This is a genomic window from Pseudidiomarina piscicola (assembly GCF_902806985.1).
Lineage (GTDB): Bacteria > Pseudomonadota > Gammaproteobacteria > Enterobacterales > Alteromonadaceae > Pseudidiomarina > Pseudidiomarina piscicola.
Map to the genome: position 1 here is coordinate 683172 of NZ_CADCXY010000001.1, position 21271 is coordinate 704442.

19 protein-coding genes, 1 tRNA gene and 1 pseudogene are annotated in these 21271 nt (G+C 46.7%); 8 read left to right on the plus strand and 13 right to left on the minus strand.

Features of this window, described 5'->3' with window-relative positions; translation table 11 throughout:
• Positions 1–13: 13 nt before the first annotated feature.
• Positions 14–235, plus strand: a complete 222-nt coding sequence (locus PSI9734_RS03435; RefSeq protein WP_173919697.1) for a hypothetical protein — start codon at positions 14–16, stop codon at positions 233–235.
• Between the two features lie 142 nt (positions 236–377).
• Positions 378–454, plus strand: a tRNA-Val gene (locus tag PSI9734_RS03440).
• Between the two features lie 422 nt (positions 455–876).
• On the opposite strand, the gene PSI9734_RS03445 is transcribed toward PSI9734_RS03440, so the two are convergent.
• The 3 genes from PSI9734_RS03445 to PSI9734_RS03455 form a co-directional block, all read right to left on the minus strand.
• The gene (locus PSI9734_RS03445; RefSeq protein ID WP_173919698.1) at positions 877–3582 is read right to left on the minus strand and encodes a TrlF family AAA-like ATPase; all 2706 of its coding nucleotides are present in this window, start codon (positions 3580–3582) and stop codon (positions 877–879) included.
• A gap of 69 nt (positions 3583–3651) precedes the next feature.
• A complete protein-coding gene (locus tag PSI9734_RS03450) occupies positions 3652–5205 on the minus strand; it encodes a sigma-70 family RNA polymerase sigma factor (RefSeq protein ID WP_173919699.1) in 1554 nt (517 codons plus the stop codon).
• A gap of 747 nt (positions 5206–5952) precedes the next feature.
• Complete coding sequence (locus PSI9734_RS03455; RefSeq protein WP_173919700.1) at positions 5953–6255, minus strand: Rho termination factor N-terminal domain-containing protein; 303 nt, start codon at positions 6253–6255, stop codon at positions 5953–5955.
• An 85-nt stretch (positions 6256–6340) separates the two neighbouring features.
• On the opposite strand from PSI9734_RS03455, the gene PSI9734_RS03460 reads away from it, so the two are divergent.
• Positions 6341–7339, plus strand: coding sequence for an NADP-dependent oxidoreductase (locus tag PSI9734_RS03460; protein ID WP_173919701.1), 999 nt, complete (start codon positions 6341–6343; stop codon positions 7337–7339).
• 63 nt (positions 7340–7402) lie between these two features.
• On the opposite strand, the gene PSI9734_RS03465 is transcribed toward PSI9734_RS03460, so the two are convergent.
• From PSI9734_RS03465 to PSI9734_RS03480, 4 genes are read right to left on the minus strand one after another with little or no spacing between them, the layout of a single operon-like run.
• The gene (locus PSI9734_RS03465; protein WP_173919702.1) at positions 7403–10537 is read right to left on the minus strand and encodes an efflux RND transporter permease subunit; all 3135 of its coding nucleotides are present in this window, start codon (positions 10535–10537) and stop codon (positions 7403–7405) included.
• 11 nt (positions 10538–10548) lie between these two features.
• The gene (locus tag PSI9734_RS03470) at positions 10549–11457 is read right to left on the minus strand and encodes an efflux RND transporter periplasmic adaptor subunit (RefSeq protein WP_173919703.1); all 909 of its coding nucleotides are present in this window, start codon (positions 11455–11457) and stop codon (positions 10549–10551) included.
• Positions 11454–12701 (minus strand): TolC family protein, encoded by a 1248-nt coding sequence (locus tag PSI9734_RS03475; protein WP_173919704.1) that lies wholly within the window; start codon positions 12699–12701, stop codon positions 11454–11456. Before PSI9734_RS03475 ends, PSI9734_RS03470 begins: the two co-directional genes overlap by 4 nt.
• 47 nt (positions 12702–12748) lie before the next feature.
• Positions 12749–13072 carry a hypothetical protein gene (locus PSI9734_RS03480; protein ID WP_173919705.1) on the minus strand — a complete coding sequence of 108 codons (324 nt, stop codon included), beginning with the start codon at positions 13070–13072 and terminating at the stop codon, positions 12749–12751.
• Positions 13073–13100: 28 nt separating this feature from the next.
• Here PSI9734_RS03480 and PSI9734_RS12120 point away from each other — a divergent pair.
• A pseudogene (locus tag PSI9734_RS12120) lies at positions 13101–13253 on the plus strand (DUF488 family protein, N3 subclade); the annotation flags it as partial.
• On the opposite strand, the gene PSI9734_RS03490 reads toward PSI9734_RS12120, so the two are convergent.
• Both PSI9734_RS03490 and PSI9734_RS03495 read right to left on the minus strand, forming a co-directional pair.
• A complete protein-coding gene (locus PSI9734_RS03490; RefSeq protein WP_173919706.1) occupies positions 13248–13622 on the minus strand; it encodes a GreA/GreB family elongation factor in 375 nt (124 codons plus the stop codon). The pseudogene PSI9734_RS12120 and the gene PSI9734_RS03490 sit on opposite strands and share 6 nt — an antisense overlap.
• A 61-nt stretch (positions 13623–13683) precedes the next feature.
• Positions 13684–13983, minus strand: coding sequence for a GreA/GreB family elongation factor (locus PSI9734_RS03495; RefSeq protein WP_173919707.1), 300 nt, complete (start codon positions 13981–13983; stop codon positions 13684–13686).
• A 562-nt stretch (positions 13984–14545) separates the two neighbouring features.
• On the opposite strand from PSI9734_RS03495, the gene PSI9734_RS03500 reads away from it, so the two are divergent.
• Positions 14546–14755, plus strand: a complete 210-nt coding sequence (locus PSI9734_RS03500) for a cold-shock protein (protein WP_173919708.1) — start codon at positions 14546–14548, stop codon at positions 14753–14755.
• A 28-nt stretch (positions 14756–14783) separates the two neighbouring features.
• On the opposite strand, the gene PSI9734_RS03505 is transcribed toward PSI9734_RS03500, so the two are convergent.
• The 4 genes from PSI9734_RS03505 to zwf are packed head-to-tail and all read right to left on the minus strand — an operon-like array spanning position 14784 to position 19419.
• Positions 14784–15395, minus strand: a complete 612-nt coding sequence (locus PSI9734_RS03505; protein WP_173919709.1) for a bifunctional 4-hydroxy-2-oxoglutarate aldolase/2-dehydro-3-deoxy-phosphogluconate aldolase — start codon at positions 15393–15395, stop codon at positions 14784–14786.
• Between the two features lie 26 nt (positions 15396–15421).
• Positions 15422–17239 carry a phosphogluconate dehydratase gene (gene edd, locus PSI9734_RS03510; protein WP_173919710.1) on the minus strand — a complete coding sequence of 606 codons (1818 nt, stop codon included), beginning with the start codon at positions 17237–17239 and terminating at the stop codon, positions 15422–15424.
• A gap of 18 nt (positions 17240–17257) precedes the next feature.
• Positions 17258–17950 (minus strand): 6-phosphogluconolactonase, encoded by a 693-nt coding sequence (gene pgl, locus PSI9734_RS03515; protein WP_173919711.1) that lies wholly within the window; start codon positions 17948–17950, stop codon positions 17258–17260.
• A complete protein-coding gene (zwf, locus tag PSI9734_RS03520; RefSeq protein ID WP_173919712.1) occupies positions 17947–19419 on the minus strand; it encodes a glucose-6-phosphate dehydrogenase in 1473 nt (490 codons plus the stop codon). The genes pgl and zwf overlap by 4 nt, the downstream gene beginning before the upstream one ends.
• Before the next feature lie 113 nt (positions 19420–19532).
• Between zwf and hexR the strand changes: the two genes are divergently transcribed.
• The 3 genes from hexR (at position 19533) to PSI9734_RS03535 (ending at position 21203) form a co-directional block, all read left to right on the plus strand.
• The gene (gene hexR / locus PSI9734_RS03525; protein WP_173919713.1) at positions 19533–20378 is read left to right on the plus strand and encodes a transcriptional regulator HexR; all 846 of its coding nucleotides are present in this window, start codon (positions 19533–19535) and stop codon (positions 20376–20378) included.
• A 70-nt stretch (positions 20379–20448) separates the two neighbouring features.
• Positions 20449–20952, plus strand: a complete 504-nt coding sequence (locus PSI9734_RS03530) for a DUF2569 domain-containing protein (RefSeq protein ID WP_173919714.1) — start codon at positions 20449–20451, stop codon at positions 20950–20952.
• A complete protein-coding gene (locus PSI9734_RS03535; RefSeq protein WP_173919715.1) occupies positions 20949–21203 on the plus strand; it encodes a hypothetical protein in 255 nt (84 codons plus the stop codon). Before PSI9734_RS03530 ends, PSI9734_RS03535 begins: the two co-directional genes overlap by 4 nt.
• Positions 21204–21271: the final 68 nt, after the last annotated feature.

The window sequence follows — 21271 nt, forward strand, 5'->3', positions numbered from 1 at the left end:
ATGGATGTAGGTTATGACAGCAAAGACATTATTACGCAGTGCCAATACCGCAATGGTCGTTTTTCTTAGTCTATTTCTTATTGTCGCTTATCTCGCGTGGGGTATGGAAGCACAGTTTCCACTTATGTTGATCGCGGTCTTACATTTTTTGCAGATTCTGCTTGCTGGACTCTTCAAAGTTTCTTACGTTGTGCGCTTAATCGCCCAAAACCAACTAGGCCAGCCGCTACACTAAACCTCGCAACTTAGGTGAACTGTTGAATTGTTAAACAAACAGTTCACCTGCGACGCTTTTTTCGCAAAAATGCCTTGCGTCGCTCAGCCAGAATGACTACTATAGCGGCCGTTCACGCAAGGTGAACAGACTCCCCAAGTGTACGACCGTAGCTCAGTTGGTTAGAGCGCTACCTTGACATGGTAGAGGTCGGTGGTTCGAATCCACTCGGTCGTACCAATTCTTTAGATATTGCCAGCCCTTTATTTATAAAGCCTTCAGCCCGATCACGTATTCAAGCACTCAATAAATTTAGCGTTAAGAATTTCGTATGTGACCAAACTGTGACCATATCGTGACCATCATGTCTGTTACTCCGCTGTTTGCTCGCCTCAACGTTTCGCTAAAATAGTATTGAGCTGTCTCTCCATTTTTGAATAGTTATTCAGTACGCACTAGTCCATTATGGTAGCGGCAACAAGGACATCGGCGTCTGCTTCATGCCAGGAGCGGACGTTAACGCTCGCATTTGCGGCTGGCTTGGAGCGCAGCGTAAAGCCAGTCCGACAACATGCGTTTGTTATATGATGCCTTGACCAACATGCCCATCTACCGTTTCCAAGACTGTAGTATTTTTTATCTAACCTAAAGACCGCAAAACTCTAAAGCGAATATATCTTCTGCCGCTGTAAAAATGCTCTCTCCCCTCCTTCCAAGATTGAACAGCAATCTTTCTGAATGGACTCCCGGTCGATGGACCCTCGATTTATAATCGATGTTTTATCACTTGTGCTTCGAAGCGGGACAATCAATTCTGCATCGCCCAAAACTGCAATGTTTGCGTTATGCGTAACAATAATAACCTGTCGTGTTTCTTTGATTTTTTTTAGATTAGCGACAATTGTCTTATATACAAATTCACTATCTAGGTGATCTTCTGGCTGATCTATGAGAAGCGGGATGTTATTTTTAGATTGAATAAGAATTGCCAGAAGAATTGATTGTTGTTGGCCTAGTGATAGTTTTGATATCGACTTAGATATGTTTGTTTTCTGCCCGTTAACCACTACCAATTTAGTTACCAGAATGTGCGGTCGATCTTCATAGGTAAGAGCTTGAAAATCCTCATATGAATTATTCTCTCCAACCTGATCAAAAATGCGCTCTATCTCTTCGTCAGAGAAGACACGCCGACCATCCTCATCCAAAATGTTCTCAAAGTTCGTTTTTCGTCGGCGCCTGACGTCCGAAGCAAAAGCTATAGGTGACATTGTGGATGCTATAATCTCTGATCTTTTAACCTGGGATGTCCTCCATCCCATCGTTTGTTTTAGAAGCTCCTCGAACATGGGAGAGTAGTTTCCCTCGGAAAATGTTGCCGAAACATAAAGCCCATCAACTGAGTTTTTTAAATTATTATTCACTTGGAGGCAAAAAGCATACCGTTCTTTATAAATATCTTTCTTAAGCTCGATCCGTTGCTTCAGGAGCTCTGTTCTTTCTCGCTCCGCCTCTTTCAACTTAACCTGATCTGCCTGAAGCTTTCTAAGACGTTTATCATAATACTCTAAATCTTTGGCAATCTGATTAATCTTCCCAATATCGAATGGTATACCAGCTTTTTCTAGCTCAGCCTTTTTATCATCAATTTCTTTTTGAATTTTAGACTCTTTAGACTTCCATGACTCAAGCTGGCTTTTTAAGAGGGTTATTTTTTCTTTTAAGGCCTCATTTAGCTCATCAGACTTACCTGAAACAATTTCTGAAAACTCATTGATTAGCTTCTTCACCTCAGCAATCTGGTCTTTTCCTACGATGATTTCATCATCAGAAAATTCGTTAAAGTAATCGAATAGTGTCGTATCTTTAAGAACTTCTCGATAGGTCTTGACTAGATTATTAAGTTGTTCTGCAAGATCTTTCCTTAGGCCCTTCTCTTTAACCAACGCGACTTGGTGCTTAACAAGATCGCCGACTTTATCTTGCTCTAACCTTAATTTTTTCTCTTTTAGAGACCGAAGCTGTCTCTCGGTATCTTTTATTGCTGCGACTTCGTTTCGTAGCTTTCCTAACTCACTCTGATTGTCGAGCAGAAGTTGGCGTACATTATCGTCTTCCTTTCTTAGGTGCTCTATCTCCAGAAAACCGTCTAAAAAATTCAGTAAATTGTGCGGATCATTATCACTATTCTTTATGGTATCAGCTGTTTCGCTTTGCCCATAACATTCTACAGGAACTCTTTGGAGCCCATCATCTCCGTCGGTATTGTTGAATGCATCGTCATTCTTAGATCGGCGGAATTCTACAGCCTTTCCTGTTTCATCTTCGTAAATCAAACTAATATCATCAGGCCAAACATCACTATCGATAACTTCGTTTGACGATTCATTTCCTGAGGCTGCCCGTATAATCTCCATTAATGTTGACTTGCCAGTGCCCCTTCCACCTATTATACAGCTTAGATTATCACTGAAATCGACGACTTGACCGTCTAGGAGACCTCCACTTATCTGTACTTTAATAAATTTTGCAACTTTCTCAGGGATTACGTCTTCAATTCGAACACGTGATTCATAGGACATCAAGGCAATACGAAGAGCGTGAAAACTCAGCTCATCAACTTTGAAGCGTGTCAGCTTCCTATTGCCTTCCGCATTTGTTCCAAGCTTATTTATTGAGTGCGCATCTGAGGACATTACTTTAGGTAGTATCACGTCATCATGAAGCTCAAGACGTTTTCTCCGTTCTTTCACCAGAGCTAAACGGTTGCCATCAGAATCGTTATCCGTATATAGGTCATAACTATCCTTTTTGCTTATCTCTAGAGCAAGCAAAGAGGGATGACAAAATATATCATCCATTTGAGCATTAAATCTTACTACCGTCTTTTCAAAACCAGAATCCAGTTCTATATGAGCAAGTATTCCAAACCCATTGAACTGCGACGCCAAATTCAAACACTCGACTATCCCTTGAGAGCAGCGCTGTTTATCATCAGAAATAGTAAGCTTCCCGTGAAATAACCTTAACTCTTGAAAGCTCCTAAAATATACTAGAAGATGCCCTTGCGTCGTGCTGACTTCAATTCCGGGTACTACGAATATATCCTTCCCTTCGGCGTAATCAATTGCAGTTTTGCTGTTTAGAATCTCGTTGTGATCAGTAATGCTAATTATTTTTAGATTGGAGGCTATTGCAGTATCTACAATGTTTTGTGGTGTCATTTTATCGTCATTAACATCAAACGACCCGGTGTCTGAGCTGTATGAGTGTATGTGAAGATCAGCTCGAACAAACTTTGCACCATTATTACAATTGTTATCCACAATTAGCTCCGAAGTAAATGGCAAAAACGATGCTGCCAGCATTGTTCTTGACCGTTGTAGTATTTAAATAAAACTTGCAAGCCAGCCCGTTGGTGGCATATAACGCCGCATTCAGCGGCTTGTCCGCTGCAATGCTTTGTTAGGCGAACGAAAATAGGATCGATTGCCTAGAAGCCATTTTGAATCTACTACTCGGCCAACGAGATCTTCAATAAAACCAGATTCAGCGCTTGCATTCGAAAGAGATACGCCGCGTTTGATTTCAGCGCCATCGATATAGATATACATATCTTCATAAAGATAGTCACATCCCATCACACACACAGGCATGACAATATATGGGTCCAAACGTTCTGCGTCATTACAGTCGGCTCTTGGTTTTTTGTGTGCAGTGACTAAAGTTTTTATACTGAACTCTTTCCCGCAAATAGCGCAATCTTCATGCGTTTTATCTTTGAATAGCCATTCTTGTAATATGTGCTGTTCTTTTCTTGCTATTTTCTCTCTTGTTTCATCAGTCCCGACATCAAGCAATGCTCGCAATCTGCGAAGATAAAATTCATAGGTATCTATACCTGAACTATCATCCCGTTCTGAAACAGGATGACCAAGAAGGCTGTATAAATAATGCTTTCGACCTTTAGTCTTATCAACGTATACCAATGGTGAAAAATTCGTAGTTTTTAATATATGTGGATTTCCATATCCTTTTTGAGATAAGAATGCTCGAAGCTCAGGAAATGATGCACTTCTACGAGAATCAAAGAAAGATATTAGATCCGCTTCAATTTCATTGAGACTTGTGGTTTCACCAATAAATTTTAATCTAGAATCAGTGTTAACTAGGTAGACTGAACTTCTTAAGTATTCCTCAATAATTTCTGAAGGTGGATACGGATATTTATAGGTTCTCCCATCCAAAGCATTTCTAAATGTAACTGCCAGCCTTGCAGGGTCGCAGTGCTCAATAACACTAAAAACCTTTTCGCAGTAGTTGATAACGGTATTATCTCTATTCTCAAAAATATACCAGAAGTCATCGCCAATCACTCTAACCCAAGACATAGGAGAGCTTTCAATTAGCAATGAAACGAGTGAATAGTATTCGCCTAACTCTTCTTCCAGATAATTTAATTTCGCAATACCACAACGCCCAGGTAGGCCTTGCGCTTTTTTAAATAATTTTTCTATAACCTTAACACGAGACTCTCTGATCAAGAATATATTCTTGCTCGTCGCTAATGTGCTCCTTGATGCTAGTTTTAAATCTGGAGTAAAAATATCGAATCCACAATCAAGATTTACATCATTAATTAGATTTAATATTCCCTTTAGGTGGCTTTCCCTATCTATTAGCTCAGCATTACAAATTTCTTCTTCAAATTCCGAGGCCACCCAATAATCTCTGGACTGTAGAACATCAACTACATTTTTTAAAGACGGTATAGAACGCTTGCTGACATTATCTCTGAACTTGGAATTTATTAACTGCCTTATCCTCTCTCTAGTACCGACACCAAACCTGCTTGCAGTTTCCTCTAATGTAGGCCAAGGCGATTCATTCAGGCCGTAGTAGAATTTTACAATTTCCATATCCCTAGCCTTATTCGCCCCATCCTTAACAGTGCTTTCTAGGAAATCTACCAATTCAGTTTCAATGCCCATCTATACCCCTTGATTGAGAAATCGCCTAACATTTTTATATTGTGCGTGCGCATTTAGCAACTCGTCCATTTGACGGTTTTCGGCTCTTGACTTACTGAGCAAGCAGGCATTCCTAACTTGAAAGGTTTCGAGTTAGCAAAGGCAATTTGAGCATGCTCAGTTACACTCTATCGAGCGCAAAATATCCAACCTTTATTTTTTTGTTATGTCATTGACAGTAAACGACTAAAATAAACAACACAACAACAAAACGCACAATATTGCCGACGTGAATGTGCCGTGCTCCGCTAGCGACACCCACACTTACGATTAACAGGAAGGCTAGTCACTAGTTGAAGTCGAACGAAAGTCAGAAGGTCCGCTCCTCGCTCAAAGCAGACGCTAACGCCTTGCCTGCCGCGACTCGATCTCAACAACTTTATTGCCTGAAAAGAGCACCGTTAAATAAAATTTGCCGCCAATATCGCCACGCACGGCATAGGACCACGCTTCAGTTGAACGGCCACCACGGCCATCGGAGGCATTCCGCCCAAACAATTAACGCAAGCGGTTCACTAATTCTACGAATAACTGCTGCTTAAAATGGGGGGATTACATTTACATGGAAAGGGATTTAACTAACGTACATTTATGTCTAAGCAAGGAAACTCCCCTAAAACACCTTGACATGGCAGAGGTCGGTGGTTCGAATCCACTCGGTCGTACCAATTCTTTACTCGGTGTTTTAGCTGAGGCCCCCAGAAAACATCAAGCATTCGCGTCCCGAATCGCTTTAACAAGCTCGTCTTTAGTCATGTTGCTGCGCTGGTCGATATCAAGCTCTTGAGCACGGTTGTAAAGCTCTTGGAAGGTTCGCTCTTCAAGTAAGGTGTTTGGATTGCCTGTGCCTTGAGTGGTTTGATTTTCCGTTTGCCCCTCTTCTCGGCGTTGTTTATTGACTGTGCGCGCGGCAATCTCCTCTGCCTCTGACGCGGTTTTCCCCTCATTCACAAGATTCTTTTTGATATGTTGGTACTGACGTTCAGCTTTATCACTCCACGCATCTGGCATTGATGGGTCCTCCATTGAGTTCTATGAAAACGCCCCAAGTTTAGTAGAGAGAATCGTTTTTTTCATATCAAACCCAAGGTAAATCATGACAACTTATAAAGCGATAAACCTAGTTAAACGACCAGAACCAGGCCCAGTTTCGAAGGATATTTTCGAGGTTGTAGAAAAACAGCTACCTCAAGTAAACGACGGCCAAATGCTCATTAAACAAAGCCAGATGTCCCTTGACCCTGCGATGTTTGGCTGGATGAGCCCAGACACCGAGAGTTACATTCCACCAGTTGAATTAGGCACGGTAATGCGTAGCTCTGGGGTTGGCGAAGTTATCGAAAGCAAGCACCCAGACTTTCAAGCCGGCGACCGAGTAATGGGCATGATGGGCTGGCAGGAGTACGCCCTGAGCGATGGTCAGGGTATGAATAAGGTGGAAGCTCAAGTGCCTGACGAAATGGTATTGTCGGTATTTGCGCTACCGGGCCTAACCGCCACCCAAGGGCTGTTTAATGTCGGCAAGCCACAACAAGGTGAAACTCTTGTCGTAACAGGGGCAGCCGGCTCGGTCGGCTCCATCGTCGGCCAGCTTGCTAAAGCTGAAGGCTTAACAGTGATTGGAGTGGTCGGCAGCGACGAGAAAGCCGATTGGATCGTCAACGAGCTTGGCTTCGACGGTGCAGTGAATTACAAGTCAGATGACTTAGCAAAGCAACTCGCAAAGCACACTCCTGACGGCATTGATCTGTACTTTGAAAATACCGGTGGCCCCATTCAACAGCTGGTTTTTGAGCGCATGAATGCCCATGGCCGTGTGGTGGTGTGTGGCATGATTGCCGACTACGATAAAGCGGTGCCAAATCCGGGCCCAAGTTGGATCCCTATCATCAAGAAGCGATTGAGCATTCAAGGCTTTACGATGCCAGATCACTTTGATCAAGTGCCTAGCTTGTTGGCCAAACTTACCCCCTACGTAATGTCAGGAAAAGTAAAATATCGGGCCCATGTAATTGAGGGTTTAGAGTCCGCCATTGAGGGGCTTAACATGTTCTTCACCGGCGACAACCAAGGCAAGCTTATCGTTAAGCTTTAACGCCAACCAATAAAAAAGGGCTCGTTTAGTTACGAGCCCTTTTTTTCATCTTCGTCGCCCCATTTAATTAGGGGTCTTGTTGCCCTTCAATCGTTGCACCAGATAGAACAACGCTGGCAGCACCACTAAGGTGAGCAAGGTTGACGACACAATACCGCCGATGACGACCGTCGCTAATGGTCGTTGTACTTCTGCCCCCGTTCCCGTATTAAACGCCATAGGCACAAAACCAAGACTCGCAACCAGTGCCGTCATTAAGACCGGTCGCAAACGCTGCTGGGCACCGTCGAAAACGGCATCCCTAAGTGGGCGTCCGTGCTCGATTAACTGTCGTATAAACGTCAGCATGACCACGCCATTTAACACTGCAACCCCTGATAAGGCGATGAAGCCAACGGCCGCCGAAATAGACAGCGGCATGCCCCTTAGAGCCAGTGCAAAAATACCACCGGTAAGGGCCAGAGGCACGCCGGTAAAGATCACTAAAGCACTGCTGAAGGAATTAAAGGCGCTGTAAAGCAAGCCCAGAATTAATATCAGAGCTAAGGGTACCACTAGACCAAGACGTTGCGATGCTGATTCAAGCTGCTCAAAGGTACCACCGTAATCAATCCAATAGCCGGCGGGTACCGACAGTTCATCATTCAACGCCGTTTGCACATCGCTCACAAACGAGCCCAGGTCGCGCGCTTCAACGTTGGCGCTCACAATAACGTTACGCTTGCTGCTTTCGCGATTGACCTGATTCGGCCCATTTGCCAAGCTCAAATCGGCCACCTCACCTAACGGCACATAGCTTAGCTCTGGATTGGCGCGAGACACATCAATAGGTAAGGCTGCAAGTTGCGCGATGTTTTCACGCCATGCCTCGTCGAGCCGCACCATGAGCTTGAAACGCTTATCACCTTCGTAAATGATGCCAGACTGAACACCACCTATCGCTGTTTGCACTGCTCGTTGTACATCATTCACAGTTAAGCCAAGCAAAGCTAAGTGATCTCGTTTTGGTTCTATGGAAAGTGTGGGTAAGCCAGTCATCTCTTCTACCCGCACATCGGCAGCTCCGGACACCATGCGAATGATCGATGCAGCACGGTCACCAAGGCGTTTTAAGGTGTCTAAATTATCACCATAAATGCGTACACCTAGATCAGCCCGCACACCAGCAATCAACTCATTGAAACGCATCTCGATAGGCTGCGTGAACTCATACTTATTACCAGGCAGATCATTTACTGCGGCTCGTAACTCATCAATCAATTGATCTTTAGTTTTACTTGGATCTGGCCAATCGCTGCGCTGCTTCAACATAATAATCGTATCGGCAACACTCGGCGGCATTGGGTCTGTTGCCACATCGGGAGTACCAATCTTCGAGAACACCCGTTCAACTTCAGCAAACTGAGTAACCACCGCTTCGACATCTTTTTGCATCGATACCGACTGCTGCAACCCCGTTCCGGGGATCCGCAATGCGTGCATGGCAATGTCACCCTCGTCAAGCTGTGGTAGAAACTCTGTGCCCATGCGATTGGCCTGAAATAGCGAGGCACTAAATAGCCCGAACGCAATTAAAATGACCAACACTGGTAGCTTTAAAGAAAGTTTCAATAGCGGTTGGTACAGCTTACGCGCACCTCGCATCAGACGATTTTCACCGTGCTTGATAGAGCCACGTACAAAGATCGCCACCGCCGCAGGAACAAAGGTAACCGAGAAAATTAATGCACCTAAAAGTGCCGCCACGACGGTGAATGCCATCGGATGGAACATTTTCCCTTCGACGCCGCTGAGTGCAAAAATAGGCAAGTACACCAGCATAATAATCAGCACACCAAATACCGCTGGGTTAAAAACCTCGCGCGTACTTTGAGTGACCTCGATTAAACGCTCTTTGGTGGTCAACACACGACCTAAGCGCTGCTGTGCATTACCTAATCGTCGGAGTGCGTTTTCAACGACGATAACGGCACCGTCAACAATAATCCCAAAGTCGATGGCACCAAGGCTCATCAGGTTACCGGAAACCTTATTGGCCACCATACCGCTAATCGCAAATAACATGCTTAGCGGTATTACACAGGCGGTAATCAAGGCTGCGCGGATATTACCTAACAAGATCAGCAACACGACAATCACCAGCACAGCGCCCTCAAAGAGGTTTTTCTCGACGGTGGCGATGGTCTTGTCGACCAGTGTAGTACGGTTATAAACCACTTCTATAACCACGCCATCAGGCAAGCTACGCTGCACTTGGGCTATTTTATCGGAAACATTCTGCGCCACCACGCGACTGTTTTCACCGATAAGCATCATGGCGGTACCCAGTACCACTTCACTGTTGTTGGAGGTAGCTGCGCCTGTGCGCAGTTGCTCCCCTAATTGAACGGTGGCGATGTCTCCCACCCGCACTGGGGCATCATCACGTTTCGTAACCACCACATTACGGATCTCTTCAAGGTTTTTTAGTTGCCCTGGCGAGCGCACTAACCACTGTTCACCATTGCGTTCAATGTAGCCGGCGCCAGCATTACGGTTATTTAAATCAAGCGCTTGTAATAATTGCTCCATGGTCACTTTATAAGCCAGCATACGGCCTGGCTCAGGTGCCACTTGATATTGTTTTTCGTAGCCGCCGAGACTGTTAATTTCTGTCACACCAGGTACTTTCACCAACTGCGGCTTAATGATCCAGTCTTGAATGGTACGCAGCTGCTCGGGGGTGTAAGGCTGGCCGTTCGCATCAGTGGCACCTTCTTCGGCCCGCACCACGTAGTTAACGATTTCCCCTAATCCCGAAGCGATTGGCCCCATGGTTGGATCGATCCCCAGTGGCAACTCACTACGCACCTGCTGTAGGCGCTCGCTGATTTGCTGACGGGCCCAGTAAATATCCGTTCCTTCTTCGAACACCACCGTTACTTGCGACAGTCCGTAACGGGATATTGAGCGGGTATAATCAAGCTTAGGCAGCCCCGCCATTGCTGTTTCGACCGGAAAAGAAATACGCTGCTCGGTCTCGAGCGGCGAGTAACCTGTGGCCTTGGTATTTATTTGCACCTGAATATTAGTAATATCCGGTACCGCATCTATGGGTAACTTAAAGGTGCTATACACCCCTGCCGCTGCAACTAACAAGGTCGCTGCTAGAACTAACCACCGACGCTCAACCGCAAAACGAATGAGTGCATCTATCATCACGACTCTCCTTAGTGGCTGTGCCCGGCACCTTGTTTAAGAATGTCGGCTTTAATCAAATAGCTATTTTCGACCACATAACTTTCGCCGCCTTTGAGTCCATCAAGTACTTCCACGTAACGACCGTCGGTACGACCTAACTTAATCACTCGGGCCTCAAACCGATTGCCATCACGTAAAAACACCACGGGTTGTTCCTCTAGGCGCTGAATGGCATCGCTATGCACGGCAACATTCGCTGCAAAGCTGTCAGTGATAACATCTGCTTTTACATGCATGCCAGGTCGCCAATGGCCGGCGCTATTCGCTATTTCGATGCGTGCCCGCGCGATGTGGCCACCCGTCATTTGGGGGGCAATATAAGCCACTTTTCCTGTGACCCTTTGATGATGGTGTAAATCATAAACGTAGGCGGTCTGTTGTTCTTTCATCACTTCAATATTTTCTGGAAAAGCCGATAGCTCTACCCACACCGACGAGACGTCTAAGATTTCAAAAAACGGCTGTTGCGCCACTACTTCACCGCGATTAGTGCTGCGCGCTGTTACTTCACCGTTCAATGGACTGGTAACATTAAAGCTCGCACCCGTGCTGATATTCTCAATCACAGCAAGTGTTTGCCCTTGTTTTACGGTATCGCCTACGTTTGCCAGCAACTGGGTTACGACGCCTTGGTACTTCGCCCCTACGTGAACAATATTGTCGTTATTCGCAGCAATCACACCAAACAATGTATGCTTAACATCAATAGAGCGCTTTCCGACGGTGTCTAGGGTGAGATTGGCATTTGCTATCGCGGCATCCGTCAGCCTGGTATGGGGAATTTCTTCATTATCGTGATGGTCGTCTTCAGACGCCCCTGCAGGTATTAACGTCATTGCTGCGCACAAAATCGCAATCATTAATGCATTAAAATTCATGGTTGTACTCCTAAGAACGACTGCCCTGTCATCCGTTCAATTTTGATCATGTCGCGAACCAAGGCATGCTGGCGCGACAATTGCTGATATTCAGTTTTAGCCAACTCGGTTTGTGCATCGAGCACCTGTAACAACGAATGCGTACCGCGGGCGTAGCCTTGCTGGTTTTCATCCAACAATTGTTGTGCCAATGGCAGTAACCGCTCGGTCACTGATGTTAAATAAGCTTTATGGGTTTGCAGGCCACTGAGTAATGCCAGCACCTGTGAGCGCAGTTGTTGGCGCACTAACTGCTGCTGTTGTAGATTCGACTGCTGCAAAATGCGTTGTTGCTTTAATCGACCAAGGTTTGGATCGGATAACTGAAATGGCATACCAACCGAAACTACGAACCCTGTGTCGTCAAACTGATTGTTGTAACGAATACCGGCTTGCACTTTAAGGTCTGCAGACGAGTCTGCTTGTAAGGCGTTAACTTGGGCTTGCAGAAGCTGTTCCGAGTCAAGCAAACGCAGGTACTCGGGCGCTCGATTGACTGCCTGCAACACATCAGCTTGAGTTGGTAAGGCAAGTGGTACGGTAAACTCACCGGCAACCCGCTCGAAGGTTGGCTGCGCGGCCCACATTGCCGCAAGCTCGGCCTTTAACCGTTGTCGTTCGCCATCGAATTGCACTTGTTGCGCTTGTTGCCGTTCGTGCTGCAAGGCTATCCGGGTGACCTCTGACGGTGGTACCGCCCCTGCAGCTACGCGCTCTTTTGCCAGTGCCAGTAACGATTCGGTGCGCTTAATATGGCGCGCTTGAAGCTGCGATAACCGCTGAACTTTTACCAGATCGTAAAACCTTTGGGTTGCCTCGGCGAGCACTTCAATACGGCGATAGTGGTATTCAGCGAGTTGCGCTTGTTCTTCTGCAGTGGCTGCTTTTAACCGGTATTGCCGCTTATTTCCCATTTCGATCAACTGCGCAAACGACACAGTCATTTGCGCGTTGCTCAAGCCCGATTGGCGACCAGAGCCGGCGAAATTCTCAAGCTCGACCGTCCAATTTGGATTAGGTGATAGATCAGCTTGCAGCTTTAGCGCTGCAGCCGCTTTAACGCGATAGTCATAACTTTGTAGTTCGGGGTGACTTGCCAGCGTACGCTGTAGCACTTGCTCTAAAGTCACTTCTGCTGCCGTAACTAGCGAAGTTGGCATAAACACAGCCAAACTCAGCAGTACGACAAAGCTTAAACGCTTCATCTGATTGCTCCAATGTTTGAATAATTAACGAACTATTAAACAGCAAATCAAGCGTTTGGAGGGGGGAGCGGTGGTTGATGGGTTATGCTTTGACCAAAGACGAAAGCAGTTGGCTGCGAAGCAAGGCTAATAGGTTGCGCCGCAAACAGATTTGCCTTACCGGCAATACAGCTACTGTGTGCATGAACGTCATGCTCGCGATCTGCGTCGGCACACAAACCGCTTTCCACACAGTCTTCTGTTGGGCTCTGGCATTCAGCGCCTACTTCAGTCACTTGTTGTACACCGTCACTAAGATGCCCAGCAGCAACTGCACAGGTAAAAAAACTGTGGATAAGGGCAACAACGATGAACAACCATGCGAGTTTCATGGCGGCAATATAGCAATATTCAGCCGCAACTGCTAGCGAAGCTGATGACTATCGCGAGCAGCTACGCCCGCTCTCCAACAAAGCTGAAGAGCAGTGCGTAACTTTGCTTTATGCATCGACCGACACTGAGCATAATAATGCCGTAGTGCTAAAGGAATATTTAGGTCGCCTTGGCTCATAACTCGACAGCGAGAACCTCAACCGTTTGCACGCCACGGTTCGTTTGCCAATCGATAATCTGACCTACTTTTAGGCCAATAAGCGCAGCACCTAAAGGTGCAAATACCGACAAACTATCGACATAAGTGTTGCTGTGCTCTGGCACTGTCAGTGTTCGGGTATACACCTTATTGGTATCACGTACACGGAACGTTACCTGCCGGTTAAGACACACCACATCGTTAGGCAGGTCGCCGGTTTTAACCACTTTAGCTCGACCTAACTCGCTTTCTAGATCAACCACAAAGTCTGGCGTCAATTCGACACTTGATAGACCTTTTTCGATGGCATCTAAATCCACATTAGAAATAATGATTTCTGGTTTATTCATGGTTCGATTCTCCCTAATAAAAAGGGCTCCGAAGAGCCCTAATTAACGTCTCTTAAAGTTTTCAGTTTCGGTTCACTGCGAGCACTTCCCATTTACTTTTTTGCCCATTCCAGTTCAGCTCAATTACTGAACCTCGGCGCTTACCAATCACGGCGCTACCAATAGGTGAGAGTAATGAGACACAGAGTTCGCTTGGTTTTGCCTCTTCTGGTGTCACTAAACGAAAGGTGATTTGCTCTTTCGTTTTGCGGTGGCGCAATGTGACTTGCGAACCAACCGCGACTCTTGCATCTATTCGCGAACGCGACTTCTCGCTACGCTCGATGTTGCTTAACAATAATTGCAGCTTGAAAGGCTGCATTAAAATTCTCTGGCTGGCATCTTGAAAAATTGACTGCCTCGTACACACAGACGTTGAACACGTCTTTAACATGCGCAAAAGCACGGCTTTATCTCCAAATCAACAGGGGTGGTTAACGTTCTTATTATTTTTGTATTGACTGCTTGGTCACGCGGAAACGCCGGACACAGCGGCTGCGTCCGGCTTAAATTGGAAAGGTGAGATCGGTACTCTGTAATGCAAAGTTTGACTTAAACATTGGGGTCCTCATCTACAATGAGCCCTATCATAGCCCAATGGGTATTATAAGCAAGCAATCGACACAACTTACCGACTTTAAAGGAGTTTTATGCTAAGGACGGTGCTTCACAAGAAAAATAACTGAAATAAACTTTGACATGTCTGAGAATCAGCGTATGGTGAGCGGCGTTGGATAAGAATTTGAAAGTTAAACCTCTCTACGTCGCATTATTAGCAGTATATCTTCGTCCTGTAGTTTTAAATCTCCCGTTTTTACCCGCATGACCCCGTTCAAGGCACAAGCTTTGGCGGAAACTTTTTAAAATTTTTCAGGATTAATATTATGTCTAATACAGTAACTGGCGTTGTAAAGTGGTTTAACGAAGCAAAAGGTTTTGGTTTTATCGAGCAGCAAGGTGGCGCAGACGTGTTTGCTCACTTTAGCGCAATCGCTAGCACCGGTTTCAAAACCTTAGCCGAAGGCCAAAACGTATCGTTCACGATTACGCAAGGTCCTAAAGGCCCACAAGCAGAAAACATCGTCGCGCTTTAATTAGCCCGAACGACCAAAAAGGGACCTATCAGGTCCCTTTTTTTGTGGCTGTAGGTAAATCTTCTGGCGATGGCACCAGCCAAGAACCACCGACACATGCCACATTGGCGAGCGCTAGGTAGTCTTGATAATTCGCCGCATGAATGCCACCTGTAGGACAGAATTGCACTGCCGGAAACGGCCCTGCTATGGCTTTCAACATAGCTACGCCACCGGCTGCTTCTGCTGGGAAGAACTTAAGGTAGCGATAGCCTAACGCATAAGCCTGCATCAGTTCCGAAACCGTTGCCACACCTGGAATCAAGGGAATTTGACTGGTGCGCCCGGCTTGCAGTAAATCGTCAGTAATGCCTGGGCTAATAGCGAATTGTGCTCCCGCCGCAGTCACCTGCGCCAACTGTTCAGGCGTGGTCACGGTGCCAGCACCAACACACGCATGGGGAAACCGTTCTCGAAGTAACTGAATAGCTTCAAGGGCTACCTTGGTGCGCAACGTCACTTCAAATACGTTCACCTGTTTGGCTAGCAAGGCCTGGGCCAGCGGAATTGCGTCGTCGATGTCGTTAATGACCATCACCGGCATCACCTCAGACATGGCAAACAGCTGCTTAGGTTTTAACGTCCAGTTTTCAAAACTCATTCGTTCCCCGTCATTTTATTCGCTAATTATGTATCGCTAAAAAGGGTGCACGCGCCCTGCTCGGCACCACTAAACTGTGCTCTAAAATTACCGAACAACTCGCGCCCCATACCTTGATGGCTGTCACTTAGATTCAGTGTTGCTTGTGGGCGTTGCTCGAGCTGCTCTGCTTCCACTAAGAGCTCAACGGTGCCACTTTCAGCATCCACTCGAACCAGATCACCATCTTGGATTTTACCAATTAAGCCGCCATCCACCGCTTCAGGAGTCAAGTGAATCGCCGCTGGAACCTTGCCAGAGGCACCCGACATACGGCCATCTGTTACTAAGGCGACACGATAACCGCGATGCTGTAACACACCTAATGGCGGTGTTAGCTTATGTAGCTCTGGCATACCAATAGCTTTAGGGCCTTGGAAACGGACCACCACGACACAGTCTCGATCTAGGTCGCCCGCTTTAAATGCCGCATCCAATTCATGCTGGCTCGACATAACAACTGCCGGCGCAGTGACACTTGTATTTTCAGCTGGCAGCGCCGACGTTTTCATCACTGCGCGGCCTAAATTGCCCTGTAGAAGAGCTAAGCCGCCATGTGAACTAAACGGCGCAGAACTACTTCGCAATACCTCAGGGTCAAGCGACTCTGTCGGCCCATCGCGCCAGGTCAGCTGGCCATCGAGCAACTCTGGTCGTTGGGTGTAGCGTGTTAAGCCTCGCCCCGCAACCGTTTCAACGTCTTCATGCAACAATCCTGCCGCAAGCAATGTACGGATAAAATACGCCATACCACCGGCACGCTGAAAGTGGTTAATGTCCGCCTCGCCGTTGGGATAGATACGTGTGATTAATGGCGTTACCGCAGAGAGCTCGGCAAAATCATCCCAATCGATGATATAGCCGGCAGCACGCGCAATCGCGACAAGGTGCATGGTGTGGTTCGTTGACCCGCCAGAAGCTAACAATCCGACAATACCATTCACCAGACTTTTAGCGGTCACAATAGAACTGATTGGGGTGTAATCGGTACCTAAATCGGTGATCCGAGTCACTTGCTGGGCAGCGACACGCGTTAATTCATCACGTAGGGGCGATGTAGGGTTAACGAATGAAGCACCAGGTAACTGCAAGCCCATCAGCTCAATCACCAGTTGATTGGAGTTTGCCGTACCATAAAAGGTACAGGTGCCAGGGCTATGATAAGATGCAGCTTCCGCCTCAAGTAACTCATCTTTCGTCACTTTACCTTCAGCAAATAGCTCGCGCACTCGGGCCTTTTCTTTGTTGGTGATGCCCGACGGCATCGGCCCGGCCGGCACAAAAACAAAAGGTAGATGGCCAAAGCTGAGTGCTGCCATTAGTAGCCCAGGCACTATTTTATCGCAAATACCAAGCATCAAGCCGCCATCAAACATATTATGCGACAGACTTACCGCACTCGACATTGCAATCACATCACGGCTAATTAGACTCAGTTCCATACCTGGCTGCCCTTGCGTGACGCCATCACACATCGCCGGCACACCACCGGCCACCTGAGCCACGCTGCCAACGTCCCGAATCGCCTGTTTTAGCTTTTGCGGATAGTCGTGATACGGCTGATGCGCAGAAAGCATATCGTTATAGGCCGTGACAATCGCAATATTTGCTTTTGTAAGACTCCGGAGACCGCCTTTATCGTCTGCCCCACACGCCGCGAAACCGTGCGCAAGATTCCCACACGAAAGAGCTCCTCGATGAGGCCCCTGTTGGCGGGCATGCGCCACTTTATCAAGATAATGTTGGCGTGACTTCGCACTACGTGACTCAATTCGTTGGGTCACGGCTTCGATAACTTTATGCATGACACACTCCTCGTCTGATTACGGTGCTGCTAACAGTACCTCAATAGGTACCTGCTGCTGGTGCAGAAAGGCTCTGACCGGCATCGCGGTAGGGTCGTTAGCCGCCAGTGCTTGTTGTAATACCTTGGCCTTTGCAGCGCCACTCAAATGAAAATAGATTTGTCGACTATCAAGTAAACGCGCCTTGCTCATCGACATGCGCTGACGCGGTTCCGTGGTTGCCGTCACTGCCACCGCTGCTTGCTGCGTTGTTAGCCCCTTCTGTAGTTCGACAGAACCTGGAAATAATGACGCTGTATGGCCATCTTCACCCATCCCTAAAATTACCGCATCAAAAGTGGGTAGTTCTGCCAAGCGCCGACTCACCAGCTGCTCCGCTTGATAGACGTCGGCATCTGCAGTCAGTAAACTGACAAACGTTGCCGCTGCGGCTTGATCTTGCAACAGATAATCGCGCACCAACTTTTCATTACTTGTTGCTTCACTGGGCGTCACCCAGCGTTCGTCGGCGAGCACCACCGTTACCTGTGGCCAAGCAAGTTGTTGTTTGGCGAGTCGTTTAAATAGCGCTATTGGCGTGCGCCCTCCCGAAACCACTAAGTACGCACGCCCACGTTGAGCAATAGCAGCTTCTAGCTGCAATCGTAACTTGCGATCAAAATAGTCGAGCAAGTCACCGTCAGAGGTGAAATTTTGCGTTGTCAGCGTCATGATTCATCGTCCCATTCGCGTCCGTCTTGCGCCATCAAGGTCACCGAAGCAACTGGGCCCCAGGTTCCTGCAGCGTAAGATTTCGGTGGCTCCGCGAGTTCCTCCCATGCCGCACGAATACCATCGATCCAGCGCCAAGCATGTTCTACTTCATCGCGGTGCACAAACAAGTACTGATTCCCCTCGATGGCCTCTAATAACAATCGTTCATAAGCATCAGCGATACGCTTATTTTCGAAGGTCTCATAAAAGCTTAAATCCAGTGTGGTTGGTTTTAATTGCATTCGTTTTCCCAACCCCGGGATCTTATTCATCATTTGTATTTCGACCCCTTCATCCGGTTGCAAACGAATAATTAAACGATTCGGTGGCAGTTGCGCTAAGGTCTCGTGGAAAATATTGTGCGGTTGCGACTTGAAGGTGATCACAACTTCCGTACGCTTTTGCGGCATACGTTTGCCAGTTCGCAAGTAAAATGGCACCCCAGACCAACGCCAATTATCGATATGCACTTTTAAGCCAACAAATGTTTCCGTGGTACTGTTGGCATGGGCACCGTCTTCTTGTAAGTAGCCAGGTACTCTGTTGTCACCGACAAAGCCTGCAGTGTACTGCCCTCGTACCGTATCTTCGCGCACATTTCTTTGGCTGATAGGACGCAACGACTTCAAGACCTTAAGTTTTTCATCACGAATGCTATCAGCATCAAGACGCGTAGGTGGCTCCATCGCAATCAACGACAACACTTGCAACAAATGGTTTTGTACCATATCGCGCAATTGCCCAGCTTGGTCATAGTAGCCCCAACGACCTTCAACACCGACTTGCTCCGCCGCAGTAATTTGAATGTGATCAATGGTGTTATGGCTCCAATGATCAGAAAAGATAGAGTTCGCAAAGCGCAGCGCTAGAAGGTTTAAAACCGTTTCTTTACCTAAGTAATGGTCAATACGGTAAACCTGGGACTCGTTAAAGTAACGCGCGACATGTTGATTAATGTGGCAGGATGACGCGAGGTCTTCACCTAAAGGCTTTTCTAGAACCACCCGTGTCGGCTCTTTATTCAAGCCAACCCGTGCTAAACCATCACAAATAACAGGGAACAACGTGGGGGGCGTGGCGAAATAACATATCGGTGGACGCGTGCCGGCATCGAGCAATTGCGCTAAGCCGTCATAGGCATCTTCATCAGTTAAGTCTAGTGCGCAGTACTGAAGTTTAGCGCTAAATCGTTGCCAGACCTGCTCATCAAGTGCTTCTTTCGTTACGAAGGTGTTTAAGCTTTGCTCTACTTGCTGACAAAATTCAGTGGACGAGAGGCTTTGACGAGCGACACCAATAATACGCGTGTTTTCATCTAAGAGATTCGATTTCTCGAGTTGATAGAGAGCGGGAAGAAGTTTTCGTCGGGCTAAGTCTCCCAGCGAACCAAACAGAATCAAATCACAACATGCTGCAGGAGTGGTCATTATTCGCCTCTTGATTATGTAATTTTACAACAAATCAGCTAAGATGCTAACAACGAAAGTCTAATAAATCCAATTAATGTAATTAAATTACGAAAGCAACTGGAATGCCGACCATGAATTTAATTGAAAAATTACAAAACAAAATGGCTTCACTGAGTAAATCCGAGCGTAAGGTCGCACAGGTGGTGCTTGCCGACCCGCAAGCAGTGATTCATAAAAGTATTGCGCGGCTGGCCGCGCTCGCCGAGGTAAGTGAGCCTACCGTTAACCGTTTTTGTCGTACTCTTGGCGCCAAGGGTTACCCCGACTTTAAATTACAGCTTGCCCAAAGTTTAGTTGAAGGAACGCCTTTTGTGAGTCGTCATGTTGAAGAAGGTGATACGACGCTCGCTTTAAGCCACAAAATTTTTGAATCGTCGATGGCAGCCCTCAATACAGCACAGAAGCATCTTGATTTAGCCGCGCTGGAATCAGTGATCGATGCCGTTGGTAGCGCAACAAAGATCTCTTTTTTTGGACTCGGTGCCTCAGCGTCCGTCGCACACGATGCACAAAATAAATTTTTGCGTTTTGATACCCCGGTGATGTTCTCCGATGACATTTTAATGCAGCGCATGGCAGCGATTAATGCTGGTGCTGGCGACGTTATTATATTTATCAGTCATACTGGCCGCACTAAGGCGTTATGTGAAATCGCCACGATTGCTCGCAAAACCCAAGCCACCGTCATTGGTATTACGGCATCACCTAGCCCCTTAGCTGACATTTGTACCCTCGTTCTATCAACTCAGGTACCCGAAAACACCGATATTTACATGCCCATGGCATCGCGCCTTGCGCAACTGGTACTCATTGACATTCTTATCACTGGTTACACCTTACAACGCGGCCCCGACTTTCAGCATAAGCTGCGGCTGATTAAAGATAGCTTGCGTGACTCTAGATTTAAAAAGACCTAAGACTCTTGACGCCCGTGGTTAGATCGCAATAATAACCGTCTTAAAACATTTATTTACAAGGAATTTAACGGTGACAAAAGCCGCAACCGACGGAACAGGCAACGAGCTCAAAGGAATAGCTGGCTGGCTTTACTTAGTCGCACTCGGCGTAGTCGTAAGCCCAATACGAGTGTTTATCGATTATTACCCGATGTTAAATGACTATTTTTCTGGAGCCTATGACAGCCTCACAACGAACCCTAACGCAAAGTCTTATATTCCACATTTCGAAACCCTTATAAAGGCTGAATTGATAGGAAATGCTTTGATTCTCATACTGGCTGTTGGGCTCGCCGTATTATTTTTCAGTAAACACCGGTGGTTTCCACGAACCTATATTTTTTTAGCCGCTTTTACACCCATTTTTTTAGTTACCGATTTATGGATGGCTGCGACCTTGATTCCAGGCGCCGAGGTTTTGAATAGCGATATGGTTGGTGAAATCGTTCGCTCGCTGTTAGCGGCCTGTATTTGGATTCCCTATATGTTAGTTTCCAAACGCGTCAACAATACTTTTAGAAGGCAAAACAAATGAAACTAACCGTAGACATCAGTAAATATCCTCTTGCCGATAACTACATAGAGCCGATTAAAGGCTTTATCGAGCAGTTAAACCAGTACCAAGAGCTACACGTCATCACCAACACTTTAAGTACGCAGGTATTTGGTGATTACGAGCAGGTAATGGCGGCAGTACAAGACTGTATCAAATGGTCGTTTGAGCGTTACGGTAAAGTGGTTTTTGTTTGTAAGTTTCTACATGGTGATTTGCGGCCCGAGCAGTAACAGATACTGTGCGAATTTTAACGATTCTGGTATACTCTTGGTTCAAACTTACCCCACTCGTGAACTCT